The following is a 20,051-nucleotide window of genomic DNA, read 5'->3' as shown; positions in this document are numbered from 1 at the left end:
GACAGCCAAAAAGAAGCCCGCATCATGCGGGCTTCTTTGTTTATCAAGGCACTCGGGCAGAACCTATTCAGGCAGTGGCAGCGCCTTTCTGTCCAGTTTGCCGCTGCCGGTCTTGGGCAGCGCATCGAGCAGGAGGATGCGCGCCGGCACCATGTAGTGCGGCAGCGTGGCCTGAAGCCCCTTGCGCAGGGCGAGGCGATTGAGGATCACCCCGGCCTTGGCCTCCACATAGCCCACCAGCATGGCCTCGTCCCCCTCGCCAAAGAGGCGCACCGCCGCCTCCTGCACCCCGGGTTGGCGACGAAGGCCCGCCTCCACCTCCCCGAGCTCGATGCGAAAACCGCGCAGCTTGACCTGATCGTCGCGCCGTCCCAGGTAGAGGAAGCGATCCGCCCCCAGTCGGCGCACCCGATCGCCGGTGCGATAGAGGCGATGGGCATAGACCCGCAGGAAGGCCGCCGCCGTCAGCCCGGGCTTGCGCCAGTAGCCTTCACACAGGGCCGGGCTCTCGATGCAGAGCTCGCCGCACTCCCCCTCTGCGACCTGCTGCCCCGTCTCGTCCAGCACCCAGTGGCGATAGCCGGGCAGGCTGTGGCTGATGGTGATCTGCCCCTCCGCCGGTGGCCAGCGCACCTCGCTCACCAGCGACCAGACGGTGGCCTCGGTCGGCCCGTAGCAGTTCCACAGCCGCTGGGTGCGACTGCAGAGCTGCTCGGCCAATCCCGAGTCCAGCGCCTCGCCGCCACACAGGGCGGTGAGGCGCTCGCGCCCCTGCCAGCCCGCTTTGAGCAGCATGCGCCAGCAGGCCGGGGTGGCCTGCAGCCAGTTGATGGAAGGATCCGCCTCGAGCAGCGCCATCATTCCCAGCGGATCCTTGTTGTGCTCGCCGCCGGCCACCGTCAAGCGGCCCCCGCCCCAGAGCGGCCCCAGCATCTCCAGCAAGGAGATGTCGAAGGCCGGGGTGGTGATAAAGAGCCAATGGCAGTTAGGTGATAACCCGAGCCGCTCGCGGATCCCGTCGAGGAAGCAGAGCAGGGCCCGCCGGCTGATGACCACCCCCTTGGGCTCGCCGGTAGAGCCCGAGGTGAACATCATGTAGGCCGTCAGCGCATCGTCCACCTTGGGCCACTGCACGGCCGCAGTCCCCGCGTGACCGGGACAGGCGAGGGAGCGCAGCGGACAGCCGAAGGTAGGCACCTCCCGATCTCCATCGCAGATCACTGCCGAGAGCCGGGCCTGACGGGCGATACCCTGCAGCCGCTCCACCGGGAAATCCGGCTCGAGCGGCACAAAGGTGAGCCCGAGCCGCAGGCAGGCGAGCAGGCTGGCCACCAGATCCGGTCCTCGCGCCAGATAGAGGCCGACCCGCTCTCCCACCGCCAGCCCCTGCAGGCGGGCGGCTATCTGACCGACCCGCAGGCTGAGCTCGCCATAGTTGAGCCAGGCGCCGGGGCCGGCCTCGCCCGTGCCGTGCTCACTCATGCCTTGCTCACTCATACCGACCCCGCCCATGCCGATGGCGGGGGCCAGCGGGGTGGCGGCGAGGCAATCGGCCAGACGCGAGCCCAGGGTCTGTTCGGTTGCCAGCCCGCCTTGCGGGGGGCTCAGCTCCCGATGGGCTCTCGGTTTGACGGGAGCCTGGTCAATCTGGGTCAGAACCGTCATAGCACCTCCTCGGGCAGCCGCACCAGCCAGTGCTGATAGAGCCGGCTTGGGGATGAATGGGCCTTGAGGTCCCGCAAAGTGAGCGGCGCACGCTCGCCAGCGAAGGCGGCATTGAGGGCCGCCAGCAGGGCGAGCTGCTGCACCGAATCCACCCCGAGTTCGCACAGGGTCTGTTGCCAGACGCCGGGCACGCCGCACTGGCGCTCCCACAGGGCCACCAGCGGACGGGCCGCGGGCGGGCAGGACTCAGCGACTGGCGCCGCGACGCGCGCGGCCATGGGGGCAGGCAGGCTCATCTCATCGGGTCTGGCCGGCAGCGCAAGGCTCGCCCCCGCCAGCCAGCCGAGTTCGGCCAGCCAGGCGGCCAGCACGGCTTCTGCCTTCGCCATGGGGATCAGATCCCCGTCGAACTCGAGGCGCAAATTGAGCCGGCCACCGCGGGCGTTCACCACCAGGGAGAGCGGCAGTTCCACCTTCTCCACCACGGCGCCAAAACGCGGCACCAGCTGATGGGGCTCCGGCTCCTCCGGCAGTGCCGGCACAGGGTAGTTCTCGAACACGAACAGGCTCTGGAACAGGCGCGCCCTGCCTTGCGTCAGCGCCGCGAGCGACTGGGTGCCGTGCTCGTTGAGTGCCATCGAGTCCGACTGCAGCCTGCCTATATGCTCGGCCAGGGTCGCCTCGGTGCGCCAATCCAGGATGAGCGGCAGGCTGTTGATATAGAGGCCGACACTCTGGGTGATCCCCTCGATGGGGAAATCCCGGCCCGGGGTCACGTTGCCCACCAGGGTTATCTCGTCGCCACAGCGGCGGGCCAGCAACCGATGCCAGGCGTATTGGGCCAGCAAGCCCGTGGTCACCCCCAGCTCGCGGGCGCGAGCCTCCAGTTGAGCCGACACCTGCGGCGCCAGGGTCTGGCCGCACACCGCAGGCCTGTGCTGCGTCAGCTGCGGCTCCAGCGCCACCCCGAACAGACGGGAGAGATCGTTGGGTCGGGCCAGCAACTCGGCGCGCCCCTGCCAATAGGCCTCGCTGACGCGGGCTTGGCTCGCGATATGGCGGCCAAATTCGAGCCAGGCCCCATCCGCTTCGGCTTGCGGCAGCAGGCCGTTCATCAGGGCTTGATAGCCGCGATGCAGGGAGCCCAGCAGCACTGGGCCGCTCCAGCCATCCAGCACGCCATGGTGGGCGCTGAAGATAACCTTGTGGTGATCGGGCGCCAGTTTGAAGCAGGCGACCCGCAACAAGGGAGCCTGATCAAGCGGGATCGGGCGGGCCAGATCCTGCTGGCGATAGGTTGCGATGCGCGCCTCGGCCTGCTCATCCCCCACCAGATCCTGATGGTGGAACGGCAGCTCGGCATGGCGCAGGATGCGCTGCAGCGCCACCCCATCCGCCAGCACCAGTTCGCTGCGCAGGGCCGGCCAGCGGGCGATCTGCGCCTGCCATGCCTGGCGATAGACGGCCAGGTCCAGTGGCTGGTGATACTCCATCTCGGTCTGCAGGTGGTAAGCCGTGTCACGAGGCGCCAGCGCCCTGTGATAGAGCATGCTCTGCTGCAAGGACGTCATGGGCAGCAGTGTCTCCACCTCGCGCCCGCTCAGCACCTGGTCGAGCGCCGCTTGCGAGAGGCCAAGCCCCGGGAAGTCGCTCGGGGTGTGGCGCGGGGCGCTCACCCCACAGCAGTGATCCACCAGGGCACGCAGGTTGGCCGCCAATCTCACCATCAGGGCGTCGCTCCCTTGCTGGTTGAGGGCGCCGACCTGGCGCAGGGTGAGGCAGCCGTCATAGACGCCCCCGTGCAGGCTGATGAGCTCCCGCGGCAAGTTGTCCGGTGAGGAAGGCGCCCCCGGCGCCATGGGCAGGGGTTGCCAGGGCTGACCTGCAACGCCCTGATGGCTGACCCCCAGGTAGTTGAAGACGATGAGGGCTTCGGGCAGCTCCCAGCCACGGGGATGGTGCAGACGCAGGGCGTTGAAGCCCACCCCCTTGTCCGGCACGGCCCGCAGCCGCTCCTTGGTGGCACACACCAGCGCATCCCACGCTGGCTCATCGGCCAGCGCCAGCGGATAGGTGCTGGTGAACCAGCCCAGGGTACGGCTCACATCGAGTTCAGCATCGATGGCCTCACGGCCGTGCCCTTCCAGCATCACGCAGTGGCGGGCGCCATAACCCAGCTCGCTCAGGGTGCGAGTCAGGGCGGCCAGCAGCAGGTCGGGCACCCGGGTGAAGAAGGCCTGGTTGGCCGGGTCAATCAAGCGGGCCGTGGTCTCCTTGTCCAGTTGCAGCAGGCTGGCGGCGGCGCGGCCATCTTCGGCGCGTTCGGCCTCCAGCAGGCCTTGCTGGCTGCCCTCCCCCTGGGCCAGCCAGAACGCCAGTTGATCCTCTTCGCGCAGGACGTAGGCGGCCAGCCCTTCGCCCCACTGGCGATAGCTGCTGCCCTTGGCGGGCAGGGGCTCGCCCCTGCTCACCCGGGCGAGATCCTCGGCCAGGATGCGCCAGGAGACGGCATCGATGACCAGATGGTGGAAGGCGAGGAAAAGCCCCTCCACAGGATCGGCCTCACCCTCTATGGCCAGGTTGCGCAGGCGGGCCCAGGCCAGGGTGTGGCCGCTGGCGGGATCGAGATCCCCCTGCAGCTCGGTCAGGCGGGCCTGCAGTTCAGCCCCGCCGAGTGTTCCTGCATCCAGGGTCGGCAGCGGCGGCAGCGCCAGCTCGGCCAGATAGCGCTGGCCGGTTGGGGTCACCGCCAGACGCAGGGCATCATGATGCTGGCGCAGTGTGGTCAGCCAGCCGGCCAGGGTGTCATCATAGATCCCCGCGGGCAGGCGCAATATCACCCCCTGATTCCAGTGGCCGGGCTTGGCAAAGCCCTGCTCGAAGAACCAGTGCTGGATGGGATGCAGCGGGAAGTCGCCGACCAGGTTGCCCTGTTCGGTCAGGTGGCTGACCGCCTGCTGCTGGCCGAGCTGGCGGCAGAGGCGGCGCACAGTCTTGGCCTCGAACACGTCCTTGACGCTGCAGTGCAGCCCCGCATCCCGCAGCCTTGTGGTGAGCTGGATGCTGAGGATGGAATCCCCCCCCAGGCGGAAGAAGTCATCCTCCACTCCGAGGGGCTGCTTGAGCACCCCCTGCCAGATGACGAGCACCGTCTGCTCCAGCTCGCTCTGTGGCTCGCGCTTGCTCTCCTGCCAGTCAACGGCAGGCAGGCGGCGCAGGTCCAGCTTGCCGTTGGGGGTGAGCGGCATCTCGGGCAGCCAGCAGAGCCGCACCGGCACCATGTATTCGGGCAGGCATTCGCCGGCCCGTTGCAGCAGGGCCTCGCCGTCCGGCTCGCTCGCCCCCTCATGCAGGCAGGCGTACGCCAGCAGGCGGCCGTCTTGCACCACCACCTTGATCTGGCGGATGGCCGGGCACAGCGCGGCGACTTGCGTCTCTATCTCGCCGGGCTCGATGCGATAGCCGCGCAGCTTGATCTGCTCGTCAATCCGGCCCAGATACTGGATGTTGCCGTCGCGGCGCCTGAGCGCCCGATCGCCTGTGCGGTAGAGGCGATGGGTACGACCGTCGAGAGCCAGCTCGATAAAAGCCTCTTGGGTTCGCTCCGGTAGATTGAGGTAGCCACGAGCAAGACCCAGACCACTCAGGCAGAGCTCGCCGGGCACACCCACGGGGCAGAGGTTGCCCCCTTCGTCCAGGATCAGTGCTTTTAAATTGCTGATGGGCTGGCCTATGGTGATGGGCTGACCCGGCACGAGCCGCGCGCAGAGCGCAGTGACTGTGCACTCGGTCGGGCCGTACATATTAAAGAGTGCTACCCGCTCCCCCCAGCGTTCCACCAGGCTGCTCGGGCAGGCCTCACCGCCAAAGCCGATGGCGCGCAGAGAACCGAGATCGGTCGGTGGCAACAGGTTCGCCAGCAGGGCGGTCGGCAGGATCATATGGCTGGCGCCACAGTTGATCGCGGCCGTGATGGCCCCCTCGCCCGGCTCACCAAAGTGCAGGGCCGCGCCGCAGTAGAGCGGCAGCAAGGTGGTCATATTGCCCGCATCAAACGACAGAGACATGCAGTTGAACATGGCGCCATCCTGATCAAGGGCAATGCGCGCGCCATGATCCGCCATCAGGTTGACCAGGCTGCCCTGCTCCACCATGACCCCCTTGGGCAGGCCCGTGCTGCCGGAGGTATAGATGACCTGGGCCAGCATGGCGGCGTCCCGGGGGATGGCGGGAGTGCTGGTTGGCAACCCATCCAGCGCCAGCCGATGCAGGTTGTGGTAACCGGCATCTGTGCCCTTGATGGCCTCGGCGAGCCGGGCATCCGGCTCTCCCCCCAGCACCAGCCCAATGCTGGCGTCACTCAGGATATGGGCCAGCCGCTCGGCGGGATAGGCAGGATCCAGCGGTACATAGGCCGCCCCCGCCTTCCAGCAGGCGAGCAGGGCGATGACGAAGGCGACATCGCGTCTGGCCTGGATGCCGATGGCGGCGCCCGGGGTCACGCCGCAGGATTGCAGCCAGTGGGCCAGCCGGTTGGCGCTCGCCTCCAGTTCGCCATAAGACAGAGCGTTCGCACCATCGCTGACCGCCAGCGCGCCCGGGAACTGCCCGGCCCGCTGCTCGATATGGCAGAGCAGGGTGTCGCGGCTGGGGTAATCCAGAGGCAGGCTGGCAAGCTCGGCGGCCAGCGCCGTCTGGTCTGTGCCCGCCTCCAGCGGCAGTTGCCAGATGTCGGTCTCGGGGGCCGCTACCACGGCGCGCATCAGGTGCAGCAGCCTGTCCGCATAACTTTCAATCGTTTCCCGCTCGAACAGGGCGGTGGCGAACAGCCAGTCCACCCTGACGGAATCCATCAGCTCGGTCACCTTGACCGAGATGTCGGTCTTGGCGGGCAGCACGGGGGAGGTCTCCTCCACCAGCTGGCAGCCGGGGATGAGATCGTTGAAGTCCACCTTGGCCTGATAGACCAGCATGATCTGGAAGATGGGGTTGATGGCGGTGGTGCGATCGGCGCCTATGGCCTCGGCCAGCGCCTCGAAGCGGTAGAGCTGGTGATCGAAGGCCGCCAGATCCTCCTCCCGGCACTGTTGCAGGTAGTCGATAAAGCTGGGGCGCCCTGCCAGCTGGGTGCGCAGCACCAGGGTATTGACGAAAAAGCCCACCAGCGACTCTATCTCGTGGCGCTCACGGTAGGCGAGCGGCGTGCCTATGACGACTTCCTTCTCCCCGCTCTGGCGCACCATCAGCAGGGCGAACAGGGCGTGCAGGCCGATGAAGTTGGAGGTGCTGTGGCGCTGGCACAGCCGTTTGAAGCTCTCCCACAAGGCGTTGTCTATGGTGGAGAAGACCAGCTCGCCGCCACTGGCCTGATGGGCCGGACGCGGCTTGTCGAGCGGCAGGCCGTGGACCTCGGGGCTGCCACCGAGGCGGTCGACCCAGAACGGTTTGAACTCGGCGTGATAATCCAGAAAACGCGGCGAGTTGAACCAGTGGGCGTAGTCGAGGTAGGTGAGCGGCAACTCGGGCACGCTCAAGGGCGCACGGTTCTGATGAGCCAGGAAGGCACGCTTCAAGTCGGCAAACATATTCTTGACCGACCAGCCATCGGAGATGATGTGGTGCTGGGTGATTAGCAGCACGTGCTCATGGCTCCCCAACCGGATGAGGTGCACCCGGCTCAAGTCCCCTTGGGTCAGGGAGAAGGGGCGCCCTATCTCTTCGCGCACCCGCCGCGCCACATAGGCTTCGCGCTCGGCTTTGGGCTCTGCGCTGACATCCTCTATCTGCAGCTTGAAGGGCACGTGGGGCAGTATCTCCTGCGCCCCCCTGCCCGCCTCGTCTTTGATGAAGCGGGTGCGCATGCTGGGATGGCGGGCAAACAGGTGATCGAAGGCAAACTCCAGGGCGACTGTGTCGAGCTCGCCGCTCACCCGAAAATAGACCGGCATGTTGTAGAGGTGGGAGGCCTCCTCGTACTGCTCGATAAACCAGAGCCCGCTCTGGGACGACGAGAGCGGCCCCTGCAGGGCGCCCTGGGCGACGATAGGCGCCTCGAAGGCGGCACGGGCCGCCAGGCAGCGCACCAGCTCATCCTTGTGCGCCTTGATTTGGGCGCCGATGGCGGGGGTCACCGCCTCCTTGCTCGACTGGGAGATGAGCTGGCCCTTGTCGTTCAGGGCCAGCTTGACTCCCTGGCGCTCCAGCTGCTGGAGCAACGCAATCATGTTGTTCATAAGTTATCTCAGCCTCTTGGATCAGGCGCTCAGGGTGGCGCCGCCGTCGACAACCAGATCCTGCAGCGTGATGTGGCTGGCCAGGCTCGAGGCCAGGAAGAGGACGGTATTGGCGATCTCGCGGGGGGTGGCGATCTTGTTCAGTGGGATGCCGAGTTTGAACTGGGCCGGCAGCCCGGCTATGGTGCGGGCCATGGCCCCTTCATCGGGCAGCATGCCGCGCAGCATGGGGGTATCCGTCGAGCCCGGCGACACCAGGTTGACCCGCACGCCGAAGGGGGCCAGTTCCAGCCCTACCGTCTGGGTCAGGCTGGTGACCGCCGCCTTGGAGGCGCAGTAGGCCGCCATCTGCATGCGCGGCACATGGGCCGCGTTGGAGCCTATGGTGACGATGGCGCCGCGCTGCTGCGCCTTGAAGTGGGGCACCAGGGCCCTCAGAAGATAGAAAACGCCGCTGGCGTTGACCGTCATGCAGTCGTGCCAGTCGTCATCGGTCAGGGTTTCGGTGGGGCCGAGGCGCAGCACCCCGGCCCCGTTGACCAGCACATCCAGCCCGCCGTCTGCCAGCAGCGCTGCGCAGCAGGCGTTCACCGCCGCCGCATCACCGATGTCGAGCAGCCGGGTGGCATAGGGGTAGTCTGCCTCGGGGAACGCCAGATCCAGCCCCACCACGGCGGCGCCGGCGGCCACGAACTGCTCCGCCACCTCGCGCCCGATGCCGCGCCCGGCCCCGGTCACCCAGACCCGCTTGCCAGTGAAATCAAACGCCATTTTTTGCTGATCCTTCGTCATCTTGCTCATCACCAGACCATCTCCACGCTCTCTTCATCCTCGGTCAGCTTGCCGTCGAGGAAACGGCAGAAGTCGTCGAGACGAGGGTGGTCGAAGACATCGGAGACCTTCACCAGCACCCCGAACTCGGCGCCGAGCCGGTTGACAATCTGGATGGTCTGCAGGGACTGGCCCCCCAGCTCGAAGAAGTTGTCCGCCGGCCCCATGGTGGCGAGCCCCAGGATCTGCTGCCAGATGGCGCCGACCCGGTTCTCGGTCTCGCTGCCGAGGGTCAGGGCTTCCCCGCCCGCATGGTATTGGGCCAGCAGCCCCTTGCGATCCAGCTTGTTGGAGCCGGTGCGGGGCAGCTGATCAAAGTGGCGATAGTCGGTGGGGATCATGGCGGCGGGCAACACCTTGGCGAGCTGCGCCTTGATGACCCGGCTGTCGCGCTCGGACCCGGCCACGAAGGCCACCAGCCGGCGCACGCTGCCGATGCTCACCCCCTGCACGCACGCCTCGTCCACCCCCGGCAGGGCCAGCAGCTGGGCCTCCACCTCGCCGGGCTGGATGCGATAGCCGCTGATCTTGAACTCGTTGTCGCGGCGGCCCAGGTAGACCAGCCGGCCGGCCACCCAGCGCACGCGATCGCCGGTGCGATAGACGGGCAGGTCCTCTTCGCCGATCCGCAGGGTGCCAAAGCTCCCCTGTACGCCGCCCACATAGCCGTTGGCCAGTTGCGGGCCGAGCAGCACCAGCTCACCCTCGCTGGCGGGTTGCTCCCCCGCCCCCAGGATAAGCGCCTGCATGCCGGGCAGCGGCAGACCTATGGGCAGCTGGGCCTGGCTCGGATCTTCCTGCTGCAGCTCCTGAGTGGTCACCACCACTGTGGTCTCGGTGGGGCCGTAGGTGTTGAACAGACGCACATCAGTGCGGCCCTGACGCTGCCACTGGGCGAGCTGCTCGGGGTAGACAGCCTCGCCGCCTATGATGACGGTGGCCAGATTGGCCGGGATATGGGCCTGACCCGCGCCCAGCGACACCACCCACTCGTTCCAGAAGGCGGTGGGCAGGTCGAGGTGGGTGATCCCCAGCTCCTCCACCCCGGCCACGAAGGCGGGGATGGATTCGAGCAGGGCGTCAGTGCGCAGCACCAGGGTGGCACCGGCGCTCAGGGTGGCGAACACCTCCTCTATGCTGGCGTCGAAGTTGAAGGGGGCGAATTGCAACATCCGCGCCCCCTCGTCCAGGTGGTAGCGGCAGCGGGCGGCGGCGGCGAAGTGATCCAGCGCCCCGTGGCTGACCGCCACCCCCTTGGGCAGGCCGGTCGAGCCCGAGGTGAACATCAGGTAGGCAACGGCGCAACCGGCGGCCGGCTGGTTGAGCCGATCGCCGCTCACCAGATCCCTCGCCAGCAGATCCCCAACCAAGAGAGTACGGCCCTCGAACAGGCTGACCAGCTTGTGGCGATACTCGGCCTGGGTGATCAGGGTCTTGACCTCCCCCAGCCGCAGTATGTGGCCCTGGCGCTCCAGCGGCTGCTCGGGGTCGAGGGGCACATAGACGGCGCCCGCCAGGAGTACAGCCAGCTGGGCGAAGATGGCCTGGGGGGTGCGGGCCAGCATGACGCCGACCCTGTCCCCCGGCTGCACACCGGACGCCTGCAGGGCCGCCGCCATCTGCTCGCAGCGGGTCAGCAGCACCTCGTAGCTGACACTCACCTCCCCTTGTATCAGGGCGATCTTGTGCGGGGTCTGAGCCGCGAAGTGGCAGAGCGCATCCAGTACGGGACGCACCTTGATCACTTCATGGTCAGGGCCCGAGATCAGCGCAGCCAGCCGCTGCTCGGCCAGCCAGTCGGCCTTGAGGCTTCCCAGAGTCAGGGTGGGCTCGGCCAGCCAGCGGCCCAGCAGGGCGAACAGGGTATCGGCGATGCGCACCAGATCCCCCTGCTGGTAGCAACCGGGATTGGCGTCCAGATCCAGCCTGGGCTGACCGTCGGCGCCGACTTGCACCTCTATGGTGAGATCCTCCACAGGGCCGGCGCTGATGTTGAGAATATGGGCATTGAGGGGGCCAAACCGGCGGGCATGATCGAACGGCATGATATTGACCAGAGGGCCGAACAGGCGCTTGTCGCCCCCCACCAGGCCAAGGTCGCGGCGCAGCAGCTCGTAGCGGTAGTGCTGGTGCTTGCGCACCCCGCGCTTGGCCTTGGCCACGGCGCCGGCGGCCCCCGCCAGACTCAGCTCTTCACCAAGCTCAAGAGCCAGGGGGGTAATGTTCATCTGCATGCAGGGCACGGTCAGGGAGGCCGAGCCGATGCGGTTCATCATCATCAGGCCAAGCAGGGTCTGGTTCTGGCCGCTCGCCAAGGAGAGCTGGGCCGAGAGGCCGGCCAGCAGCAGATCGGGCCAACCCAGCTTGTGCTCGTCGGCAAAACCGGTCAGCGCCTGCCACAGCGCTGCCGGCAGCGGGCGGCTCTCGCGAATAAACTCGGCGGCGATGGGGGCGCGGGCCTCGCCAAAGGATTTCACCTCGGGCCAGGCCTGCAATTGCTCCTGCCAGAAGCTGCGGGCGGCGGCGTTCTTGCCGCTATCCTCGCGGGCCAGCTCTTCGGCCAGCACCTCATCCAGCAGGCCAAACGGCGATGGCGACGGCACAGCCCCTGCCAGCCCTTCGCCATAGAGTTCGGCGATGCGCTGGAACAGCAAGGTGGTGCCAAAGCCGTCCAGCGCTATGTGGTGCACGCAGCTGTAGAGGTAATCCCGACCGGGGCCGCGCAGCAAGGCGAAGCGGCAGGGCGCTTCTTTGGTCAACTCGAACGGGCGGCGCAGATCGGCCCAGGCCCAGGCGCGGGCAGCGGCCTCGTCATCACTCGCCAGGTTCACCTCACCATAGGCGAGCTGTGCCTCGTCCGAGACGAAGCAGACCGTCTCCCCATCCTCTTCGAAGTGGCCCTTGAGCGCCTCGCACTCACCCACAGCCCGGGTGAGCGCAGCCACCAGCACGGCCGTGTCGACCTTGCCATCGAAGGCGATGCACTCGGCGGTGTTGAACATCGCCTTGTCGTCGTTGAGCAGATGACCGGACCAGAGCCCCTGCTGGGGTATGGTCAAGGGGAAGCGGCTCATTGCACCACCTCCAGGGTGTTTTGCTCGGCCAGCTTTTTCTCGATCAGGCGCCACCAGCCGTTGAGGGTCGGCAGCTTGGCCAAGTCCACGAAGCCCAGCTCCACCCCGGCGGCGCGCCACTCGGTGAGCAGGGACATGATGCGCACCGAATCCAGGCCGTAGTCGATCAGGTTCTCGTCCGCATCGAACTCTTCTTCATCCTCGTCGATATGGCTCAGCAGCCGCGCCTTGAGCCCCTCATACGTCAGTAACGGATTGGTGGGCTGGGCGGCAGACGCAGAAACCGGGGCGAGCGCCAGCACCTCCTCGCAGGGCACCACCTTGCCGCAGCGGGTCGCCACGTAGTCGAGCGCCATCTGGTGATCCGCCTGGGAGAAGTCCGCCACCCCGTCCGCCAGGAAGAAGGGCTGGATGTCGCGCATGAAGGCGTCGCAGGCGGTCATCATGCAGCCGATGTGGCCGTAGATGCCGCCTATGATGAGCTGATCCCGCCCCAAACCTTTAAGCATCTGTTCCAGCTCGGAGCGCTGGAAGGCGCTGTAGCGCCACTTGACCAACACAATATCGTCACGCTCCGGACGCAGCGCTGCCACCACCTGTTGCAGCTCGGGGCTCTTGTTCAGACCCGGGCCCCACATGTCGTTGAGCAGGGCTCTGTCCTCGGGGGCCTGATCCTTGGGCTGGGCGGTGTAGAAGACCGGAATGCCGAGGGCCTTGCACTGTTTGCGCACAGCGGCGAGCCGCTCGGTCAGTGCGGCGATCAACGGGCTGTTCTCGCCGTAGAAGGCGGTGAAGTACTCCTGCATGTCGTGGATCAGCAGGGCGGCGCGTTTGGGATCCAGGGTCCAGTCGACCTTGTTGGCCTTCCACTGGCTGGGCATGGCGTAATTGTTCAGGGTTGGGATAGCCATAACGTCATGATTCCTTTTTAGTTTTAAGCTGTAGAGGATTGCCGGCGGCTATGAGGTGCGCGATACGCGCCCGCAGCCCCTGCTTGTCTATCTTGCCCACCGCCGTCATGGGCAGGGCATCCAGGGTTTCGAAACGGTCGGGCAGCTTGAAATCCGCCACGCCGCGCTCGCGCAGAAACTTGCGCAAGGCCAGCGGCTTCAAGGCGGGATCCGTGCTGACGATGAAGGCGCAGCTCTTCTCCCCCATGGCGCTGTCGGGCATGGAGACCAGGGCAGCATGGGTGATGGCCGGGTGGTGCAGCAGCTGGTTTTCCACCTCTTCCGCCGCTATCTTTTCGCCGCCTCTGTTGATCTGATCCTTCTGCCGCCCCACCACCGTCAGGTAGCCGTCCTGGTCTTGCACCACCAGATCGCCGGAGCAGTAGAAGCCCTCGGCATCGAATACCCGGGCGTTGTGGGCCGGGCTCTGGTAGTAACCGCGGAAGGTATAGGGGCCACGGGTATGCAGGGCGCCGGGCTGGCCCGGGGCGACCGGGTTGCCCTCCTCATCCAGGATCCGCACCTCGTCGTCCGGGCTCATGGGGCGGCCCTGGGTGTGGATTATCTTGTCATCGCTATCGTCCAGCCGGGTGTAGTTGACCAGACCTTCGGCCATGCCGAACACCTGTTGCAGCCGGCAGCCGAGCAGCGGGGTGATCTTGCGCGCCACCGCCTCGGCCAGCTTGGCGCCGCCCACCTGCAGCAAGGCCAGGCTCTCGATCTGACGGCGGACGGACGGATCCGCCTCGGCCGCCTGCAACCAGAGGGAGACGGCCGGCGGCACCAAAGAGGTGAGGTTGACCTGGTGGCGGGCGATCAGCGGGAAGCAGCTCATGGGGCCGGGATCCGGCGCCAGCACCACGGCGCCGCCCGCCTCGAACACCCCCAGCGCCCCGGGAGAGCTCAGGGGGAAGTTGTGAGGCGCCGGCAGGGCGCACAGATAGCGGGTGTGGGGCCCCAATTCACAGATCTCGTTGCTGCGGCGCACGCTGTAGAGATAGTCGTCGTGAGTGCGGGGGATCAGCTTGGGAGTACCTGTGCTGCCGCCGGAGAGCTGGAAGAAGGCCACCTCGTCCGCAGGACTCGGGCCATAGGCGGGGACGGCCAATCCTTCGGTCTTTGCCAGATCACTCAGCCAATGGGCCAGCCCCAGCTCGCCATCTTCCCCATCGAGCAACACCAGCTCGGCGCCTATGCCTCGCAGCAGGTCACTGTGGCGATCCCCGTTGGCAAACAGCGCATGGGCGAGCGAGCCGATAAAGAGCCGGGGGGCTATCTGCTCGGCGTAAGAGGCCAGCTCCAGCCGGTTGTGGCTAAAGAGGGCATTGACCGGGGCTATGCCGACTTTGAGCAGGGCAAAAAACACCAGATAGAATTCGGCCACATTGGGGAGCTGCACCAGGGCGGTATCCCCCACCCCCAGGCCATGGCGGGCGAGCCGCCCGGCCAATCGGCTCGAGGCGGCGTCCAGCTCGCGATAACTGAAGCTGCGCTCGCCGCAGAGGATGGCCTCGGCATCCGGCGCCAGTTCGCACTGGCGCACCAGCATGGCGGTCAAGGGCTCGCCGAGCCAATAGCCCTTGGCTCGGTATTGATCCGCCAGCTCTGCGGGCCAGCGGGTATAGGGCAGGAAGCGGTTGGGCTGAGTCATTGTGCCACCTCCGGACTCAGGCCCAGGGCTTTGAGCATGGTGCCAAGCTTGGTGCCGGTCTCGGCCCACTCCATGGCGGGATCCGAGCCCGCGACGATACCGGCGCCGGCAAACAGTTCCACCTGATGGCCATCGAGCACGCCGCAGCGGATCACCACGGCCCACTCGCCATTGCCCTGACTGTCGCACCAGCCGACGATGCCGCTGAACAGGGCGCGCCGGAAGGGCTCCTGCTCGAGGATGAACTGGCGCGCCAGCTCTGTGGGGTAACCACACAGGGCCGGGGTCGGATGCAGTTGACAGGCCAGGGACAGCACAGAAACCTGCCCCGGATACAGCTGGCCGGCGATGGGCGTGCCCAGATGCCAGAGGGTATCCGTGCTCATCAGGGTGGGATTGGCGGGAATGGCCAGCTCGCGGCAGTGCGGTGTCAGCACCCGGCGGATCTCGTCGATCACCAAACGGTGTTCATGCTGATCCTTGCGGGAGGCCAGCAGATCCCGTGCCACCTGCCGGTCCTGCGCCGGCTCGCCGCCGCGCTTGGCAGAGCCCGCCAGCGGGTGGGTGAACACCTCGCCCCCGCTGACTCGCAACAGCAACTCGGGGCTGGCGCCGAGCAGGCGGCGATCTTGCCCAAGCGGCAGGGAGAAATGAAAGGCATGGGGATTCTGGCTCATCAGCCGGGCCAGCACCTGCTCGGGATCGGCGGGCTTGTGCAGCGTGAGGATCAGCTTGCGCGACAGCACTACCTTGGCGAGGTGACCCTGGGCGAAGGCATCCAGCGCCGAGCTGACCGAGGTCTTGAATTCGGCCGCCGCCGGCGTGCTCTGCACCGAGATGACCTGATTGGCCTCGGCGGCACGCTCCGCCGCAGGCGCTCGCTCTCCCCGCTCATAACGGCCGGGCACATAGAGGCAGGAGGCGTCGGCCGGGTCGAAGGCGAAGGCACCGATCAGCAGCGGATTGGCTTGCCCTGCAGCCTCGGCCGCCGCCAGCGCCCGAGCTATCTGTCGCTCCAGCAAGGGCCATTCGCAGGCGGGGGTGGTGATAGGCTGGCCCAGATCGTAGGCGCTGATCGTGCCCTGACCTGAGGTAAACAAGAAATCAGGCGGAGACGCAGCCTGGGCAGGTGCGCTATTTTCCATCACAAGAGTATCCACGTTACACCCTCAAATATGATTCAAAATGATAATGATTATCAATTTGTATTTGTGCGGCGGTAAAATACTCGCTTTGAAATCACCCGGTCAATGGGATTTTTATATCGATAAAACTGGAACTTATCTGTGGATATAGGGCAAGCCGCGCCACTGGCGGCCTGCCATGCCAGGCACCGAAGGGGTTACTCGTATGAAGACGCAGCCCACACCCCATATGAGGCTGCGACAAAAACGGCAGCTGTGTGCCCAGACTGGCAGCCAGGGGCATTTCCCCCTAAGATGGCGCCATCTTTCTGGTCACTTCTCTCAACTCACGGAACTGTCGATGTTAAAGCACCTGCTTCTGCTCCCCCTCAGCCTGCTGCTGGCAGCCTGTTCGCTCACCCAGTACAACGTCAGCGAAGGCGAAATCAACCAATACCTCAAAGAGAGGGTCGCCTTCGAGAAACAGCTGGGGATCCCCGGCATCATGTCGAGCAAGATCCGCCTGGACGAGATGCAGAGCCGCATCGGCCGCGCCCGCGCCGATCGGGTCGAGCTGGATGCTGCCGGTGATCTGCAGGTCAGCAGCCCCCTTGGCAGCCAGCAGATGAAGATCCGCTTCTCTCTCAGCGCCCGCCCCGACTATGTGGCCGAGCAGGGCGCCATCTACCTGCGTGACCTCGAACTCATCTCGGTCAAGACGGAGCCGGCCGACGTGGGCGCCGCCCTCACCCCCCTGCTGCCCACCTTCAACCAGTCGCTCTCGCTGTTCCTCTCCCAGACGCCCGTCTATCGGCTGGATGGCAGTCGCAAAAACGAAGCCAGGATCAAGGAGAAGGTCGAGGCGCTCAAGGTGGAACCGGGCCGACTGGTCATCCCCTTCAAGCTGCTGTGACCCTCAGGCCGCGCCCCTCTCGGAGCGCGGCTTTTCTCTTCTCAAGCCCATCGCCTTGGTACATAATGCACACCATTCTCATTTAGATTCATGAGAAGCGTCATAATAAAATCAAACATATGGTGAGAAGGGACATGAGAAAAACCGTACTGGTACAGGCGATCGCCTGCGCACTGCTCAGTGGCGCCGTACAGGCTGCCGTCAAGGTGGAAGACAAGACATTCAACACCGCCGCCAACATGCTGGCCTATACCGAGTTCGAGCTCTCCGGCGAGCCGCTGGCTGAAGCGCTGGGGCTGGATCTGGATGTGCTGGATGCCAACCGCGCCGATGAGCCGACCCCGTTCGACTTCGCCGCCGGCATCGAATCCTATGAATACTCCGAAGAGGCCATGTACGCGCTGAACTATCAGTCTGGCATGGGCCCCCATCTGGTGAACGGTCCGCAAAACCTGGCCCGCGGCGGCACCCTGGCCGACCTCGGCAAGCGGGTGCTGGCCATGGCCGAGGCCGTCGGCTTCCCGGCCGATGAAGTGCCGCAAGGCATGTACCCCCTCTCCCTGCCCTACGCCTCCGCCAATCCGGAATTTGCGCAAGCGGTGAACACCACCCCGGTCAACGGCGATCAGATCACCATCAAGACCGCCAAGGGCACAGAGAAAACCGTCAAGACCCAGGTACCGGCCTACTTCCGCGACTACGCCACCCTGCGCTGGAGCGGTGCCGACAACCTGCTGAACCCGGCAGCCGTGGGCGGCATACTGCTCAAAGAGGTGATGTGGTCCCAGGACTTCCTCGGCGGCATGCACGTGGCCGACACCGATGAAGAGGTGGAAGCCGCGTCCGCCACCATGGATCAGGACGGCAAGCACAAGCTGGGCGTCTCTGCCGCCGACGGCTTCAACGGCATGATGCTGACCGAGCAGTCCATCGACAAGCTGGCCATCATGCAGGGCCAGCTCGGTTTCGATGGCAAGCAGCTGGGTGCCAAGATCACACCGCAATACGATCCGTCCAAGGGTATCGTCTACTTCCCCCATCAGGTGAAAGTGACCGAAACCAGCAAGAATGAGGTAGGTGCCATCGGCAAGCTCGAGGTGGTGGATGGCTCAGCCCAGCTGCGCGACGCCTGGATGATGCTGTGGCCGCTCTCCGAGTTCTACGCCTTCAGCGATCAACGCACGGCCAACACCAACCAGAACCCGGCCTTCCACGCCGTGTTTGACGGTGCCCCGTTTGCTGCCGCCCCGGCCGCCAACACCCAGGGTCAGAGCGCCAAGCAGGTGGTCGGCGACGACGCCTTCTCCCTGGCCCTGAACCTCTCCGGCATGGTGTTCAAGAACCTCAACGCCCTGCACTTCGAGCCCAAGGCCGGCACTTTGGTCGACAGCTGGCAGGCAGGCAAACAAGGCAAGCACGTCAGCACCTTCGACGCCGCTTACGCCCTGGTTGCCCTGCAGATCTTCCAGCGTGCCCAGGATGCACTGCCTGTCGGCTACGCCGCCGGTGACAACGGCGAGCTGAACCTGAAAACCGCACAAGGCCAGCAGGCGCTAGTGCTCATTCGCCAGCAGGCCGACTTCATCCTCGGCAAGCTCAAGGGCAAGAACGGTCTGGTGCATGACGGTTTGACCCTGGGGGGCAAGCTGGATGCAGGTCAGTCCATCGACGCGCAATTTGCCGCCGTGCGGGGTCTGACGGCCGCCTTCCTGGCCACCTCGGATGCCAAGTACCGCACTGCCGCGCGCGAGCTCTTCATCGCCACCGACAAGGCCTACTTCAACCAGAAGGCCGGCACCTGGCTTGCGGCCAAGCAGGGCGAATACACCCCCTGGACCCAGGCCGCCATCTCGGGCGCCCTGCGCTCCGCCATGCTGAACCTGCGCAACGAAGGGACAGAGAAGGCCCCTGCGCTGGAACTGGCCCAGCTGACCCAGCGCTACGTGAGCTGGTTCCGTGGCACGGTCAACGGCGGCATGCAGATGGCCGAGTGGATCGGCGACTCCGGTGAGAACGTCATCGAAGGAGCCGGTGGCGACACGGACGAAGATGGCGTGCCGCAAGTCACCGCCGCCGGTGGCAAACATGGCACCGCCATGGTGATGGCCGCCAAGGCCATTGTCAGCGAGAAATGAGTCAGCGGATAAATCCAACGATCACGCCATAAAGAAAGGGAGCCGATTCGGCTCCCTTTGCATTACAACGTCTGACACAGTTTCACGCTTATCTCTCACGCCAGCTTGGCCAGCATCTCCTTGGTCACCAGCACGATCCCCTGTTCGGAGCGGTAGAAGCGGCGGCTATCCTCGTCCGCATTCTCCCCCACCACCAGTCCATCGGGCAGCACGCAGCCCTTGTCCACCACCACCCGGCGCAGACGGCAGCCGGCACCTATCTCGACCCCGGGGAATATGATGGCCTGATCCAGGGTGCAGAAGGAGTGCACCCGCACATGGGTAAACAGCACAGAGTTGAGCACGAAGGAGCCGCTGACGATGGATCCCCCCGCGAACATGGAGTTGATGGTCATGCCGTGCTGACCGTTTCTGTCCTGCACGAACTTGGCGGGCGGCGTCATGGTCTGGCTGGTCCAGATGGGCCAGTTCTCGTCATAGATGTCGAGCTCGGGCACCACGGAGGCGAGATCCATGTTGGCTTCCCAGAACGAATCCAGGGTCCCCACATCGCGCCAGTAGGGTTTCTGCCCCTCCTTGGCCCCGACACAGGACATGGTGAAGGGATGGGCAAAGGCCTTGCCCTCTCCCACGATGCGCGGGATCACGTCCATGCCGAAGTCGTGCTTGGACTCCTGATTGTGGATGTCCTCTTCCAGCAGCTGATAGAGATACTCCGCCTCGAAGATATAGATGCCCATGGAGGCCAGGGATCTGTCCTCATGGCCCGGCATGGCCGGCGGGTTGGCCGGTTTTTCGACGAAGGCGCGGATCTTGCGTTGCTCGTCTATGTCCATGACCCCGAAGGCAGAGGCCTCCGCCCGTGGCACCTCGATACAGGCCACAGTCACCTTGGCACCGAGACGCACGTGATCGAGCAGCATGGCGGCGTAATCCATCTTGTAGATGTGATCCCCCGCCAGCACCACTATGTATTTGGGGCCGTAGTCGCGAATGATGTCGACGTTCTGATAGATGGCATCGGCGGTGCCGCGATACCAGTGCACCTCGTCCACCCGTTGCTGGGCGGGCAGCAGATCGATGAATTCGTTCATCTGGTAGCGCAGGAAGGACCAGCCCGATTGCAGGTGGCGCAACAGACTGTGGGACTTGTACTGGGTCACCACCCCCACCCGGCGAATGCCCGAGTTGATGCAGTTGGAGAGCACGAAGTCGATGATGCGGAACTTGCCGCCGAAATGGACGGCAGGCTTGGCGCGGTTGTCCGTCAACTGCTTCAGGCGGCTGCCCCGTCCCCCCGCGAGCACCAAGGCCATACTCTGATTCAATAGTTGCCGTGCTTTGGCAGTATTTACGGGTTCTAACAACATGATTTACCTCTGCCTTGTTTGATCTATTTTCAACCCATCTTCGCCTTTTTAAGTGCCCATGAAAGTGGTTTCACTCACATTTAACCGATTTCAATTGGCCCTTTT

At 65.4% G+C, this 20,051-nt stretch carries 10 protein-coding genes; 2 read left to right on the top strand and 8 right to left on the bottom strand.

The annotated features are described in order from the left end of the window. Positions 1 to 63: 63 nt before the first annotated feature. The 7 genes from BN1118_RS08145 to BN1118_RS08115 are packed head-to-tail and all read right to left on the bottom strand — an operon-like array spanning position 64 to position 15,564. Entirely contained in the window at positions 64 to 1,665 is a 1,602-nt protein-coding gene (locus BN1118_RS08145; protein WP_043555445.1) for an amino acid adenylation domain-containing protein, read from the bottom strand. Further along, the gene (gene amoG / locus BN1118_RS08140; protein WP_043555443.1) at positions 1,662 to 7,898 is read right to left on the bottom strand and encodes an amonabactin biosynthesis non-ribosomal peptide synthetase AmoG; all 6,237 of its coding nucleotides are present in this window, start codon (positions 7,896 to 7,898) and stop codon (positions 1,662 to 1,664) included. The genes BN1118_RS08145 and amoG overlap by 4 nt, the downstream gene beginning before the upstream one ends. Positions 7,899 to 7,919: 21 nt before the next feature. Continuing rightward, on the bottom strand, positions 7,920 to 8,669 hold the full coding sequence (gene dhbA / locus BN1118_RS08135) for a 2,3-dihydro-2,3-dihydroxybenzoate dehydrogenase (RefSeq protein WP_043555848.1): 750 nt from the start codon (positions 8,667 to 8,669) through the stop codon (positions 7,920 to 7,922). A gap of 29 nt (positions 8,670 to 8,698) precedes the next feature. Next, a complete protein-coding gene (gene amoF, locus BN1118_RS08130) occupies positions 8,699 to 11,803 on the bottom strand; it encodes an amonabactin biosynthesis non-ribosomal peptide synthetase AmoF (protein ID WP_043555441.1) in 3,105 nt (1,034 codons plus the stop codon). After that, positions 11,800 to 12,714: an isochorismatase family protein gene (locus BN1118_RS08125; RefSeq protein WP_043555440.1), complete on the bottom strand. Its 915-nt coding sequence runs from the start codon at positions 12,712 to 12,714 to the stop codon at positions 11,800 to 11,802. The genes amoF and BN1118_RS08125 overlap by 4 nt, the downstream gene beginning before the upstream one ends. A gap of 4 nt (positions 12,715 to 12,718) precedes the next feature. Continuing rightward, positions 12,719 to 14,404 carry a (2,3-dihydroxybenzoyl)adenylate synthase gene (locus tag BN1118_RS08120; protein ID WP_043555438.1) on the bottom strand — a complete coding sequence of 562 codons (1,686 nt, stop codon included), beginning with the start codon at positions 14,402 to 14,404 and terminating at the stop codon, positions 12,719 to 12,721. Next, positions 14,401 to 15,564 carry an isochorismate synthase gene (locus tag BN1118_RS08115; protein WP_043555437.1) on the bottom strand — a complete coding sequence of 388 codons (1,164 nt, stop codon included), beginning with the start codon at positions 15,562 to 15,564 and terminating at the stop codon, positions 14,401 to 14,403. Before BN1118_RS08115 ends, BN1118_RS08120 begins: the two co-directional genes overlap by 4 nt. A gap of 325 nt (positions 15,565 to 15,889) precedes the next feature. Between BN1118_RS08115 and BN1118_RS08110 the strand changes: the two genes are divergently transcribed. Then, on the top strand, positions 15,890 to 16,441 hold the full coding sequence (locus BN1118_RS08110; protein WP_043138398.1) for a lipoprotein: 552 nt from the start codon (positions 15,890 to 15,892) through the stop codon (positions 16,439 to 16,441). Between the two features lie 134 nt (positions 16,442 to 16,575). Continuing rightward, entirely contained in the window at positions 16,576 to 18,576 is a 2,001-nt protein-coding gene (locus BN1118_RS08105) for a hypothetical protein (protein WP_043555435.1), read from the top strand. 95 nt (positions 18,577 to 18,671) lie between these two features. Here the strand turns inward: BN1118_RS08105 and glgC are convergent, their stop codons facing one another. Continuing rightward, positions 18,672 to 19,946, bottom strand: a complete 1,275-nt coding sequence (glgC, locus tag BN1118_RS08100) for a glucose-1-phosphate adenylyltransferase (RefSeq protein WP_043555434.1) — start codon at positions 19,944 to 19,946, stop codon at positions 18,672 to 18,674. Between the last annotated feature and the right edge of the window lie 105 nt (positions 19,947 to 20,051).

This window comes from Aeromonas bestiarum (assembly GCF_000819745.1).
GTDB lineage: Bacteria > Pseudomonadota > Gammaproteobacteria > Enterobacterales > Aeromonadaceae > Aeromonas > Aeromonas bestiarum.
This window is presented reverse-complemented; position numbering and strand designations above follow the sequence as displayed.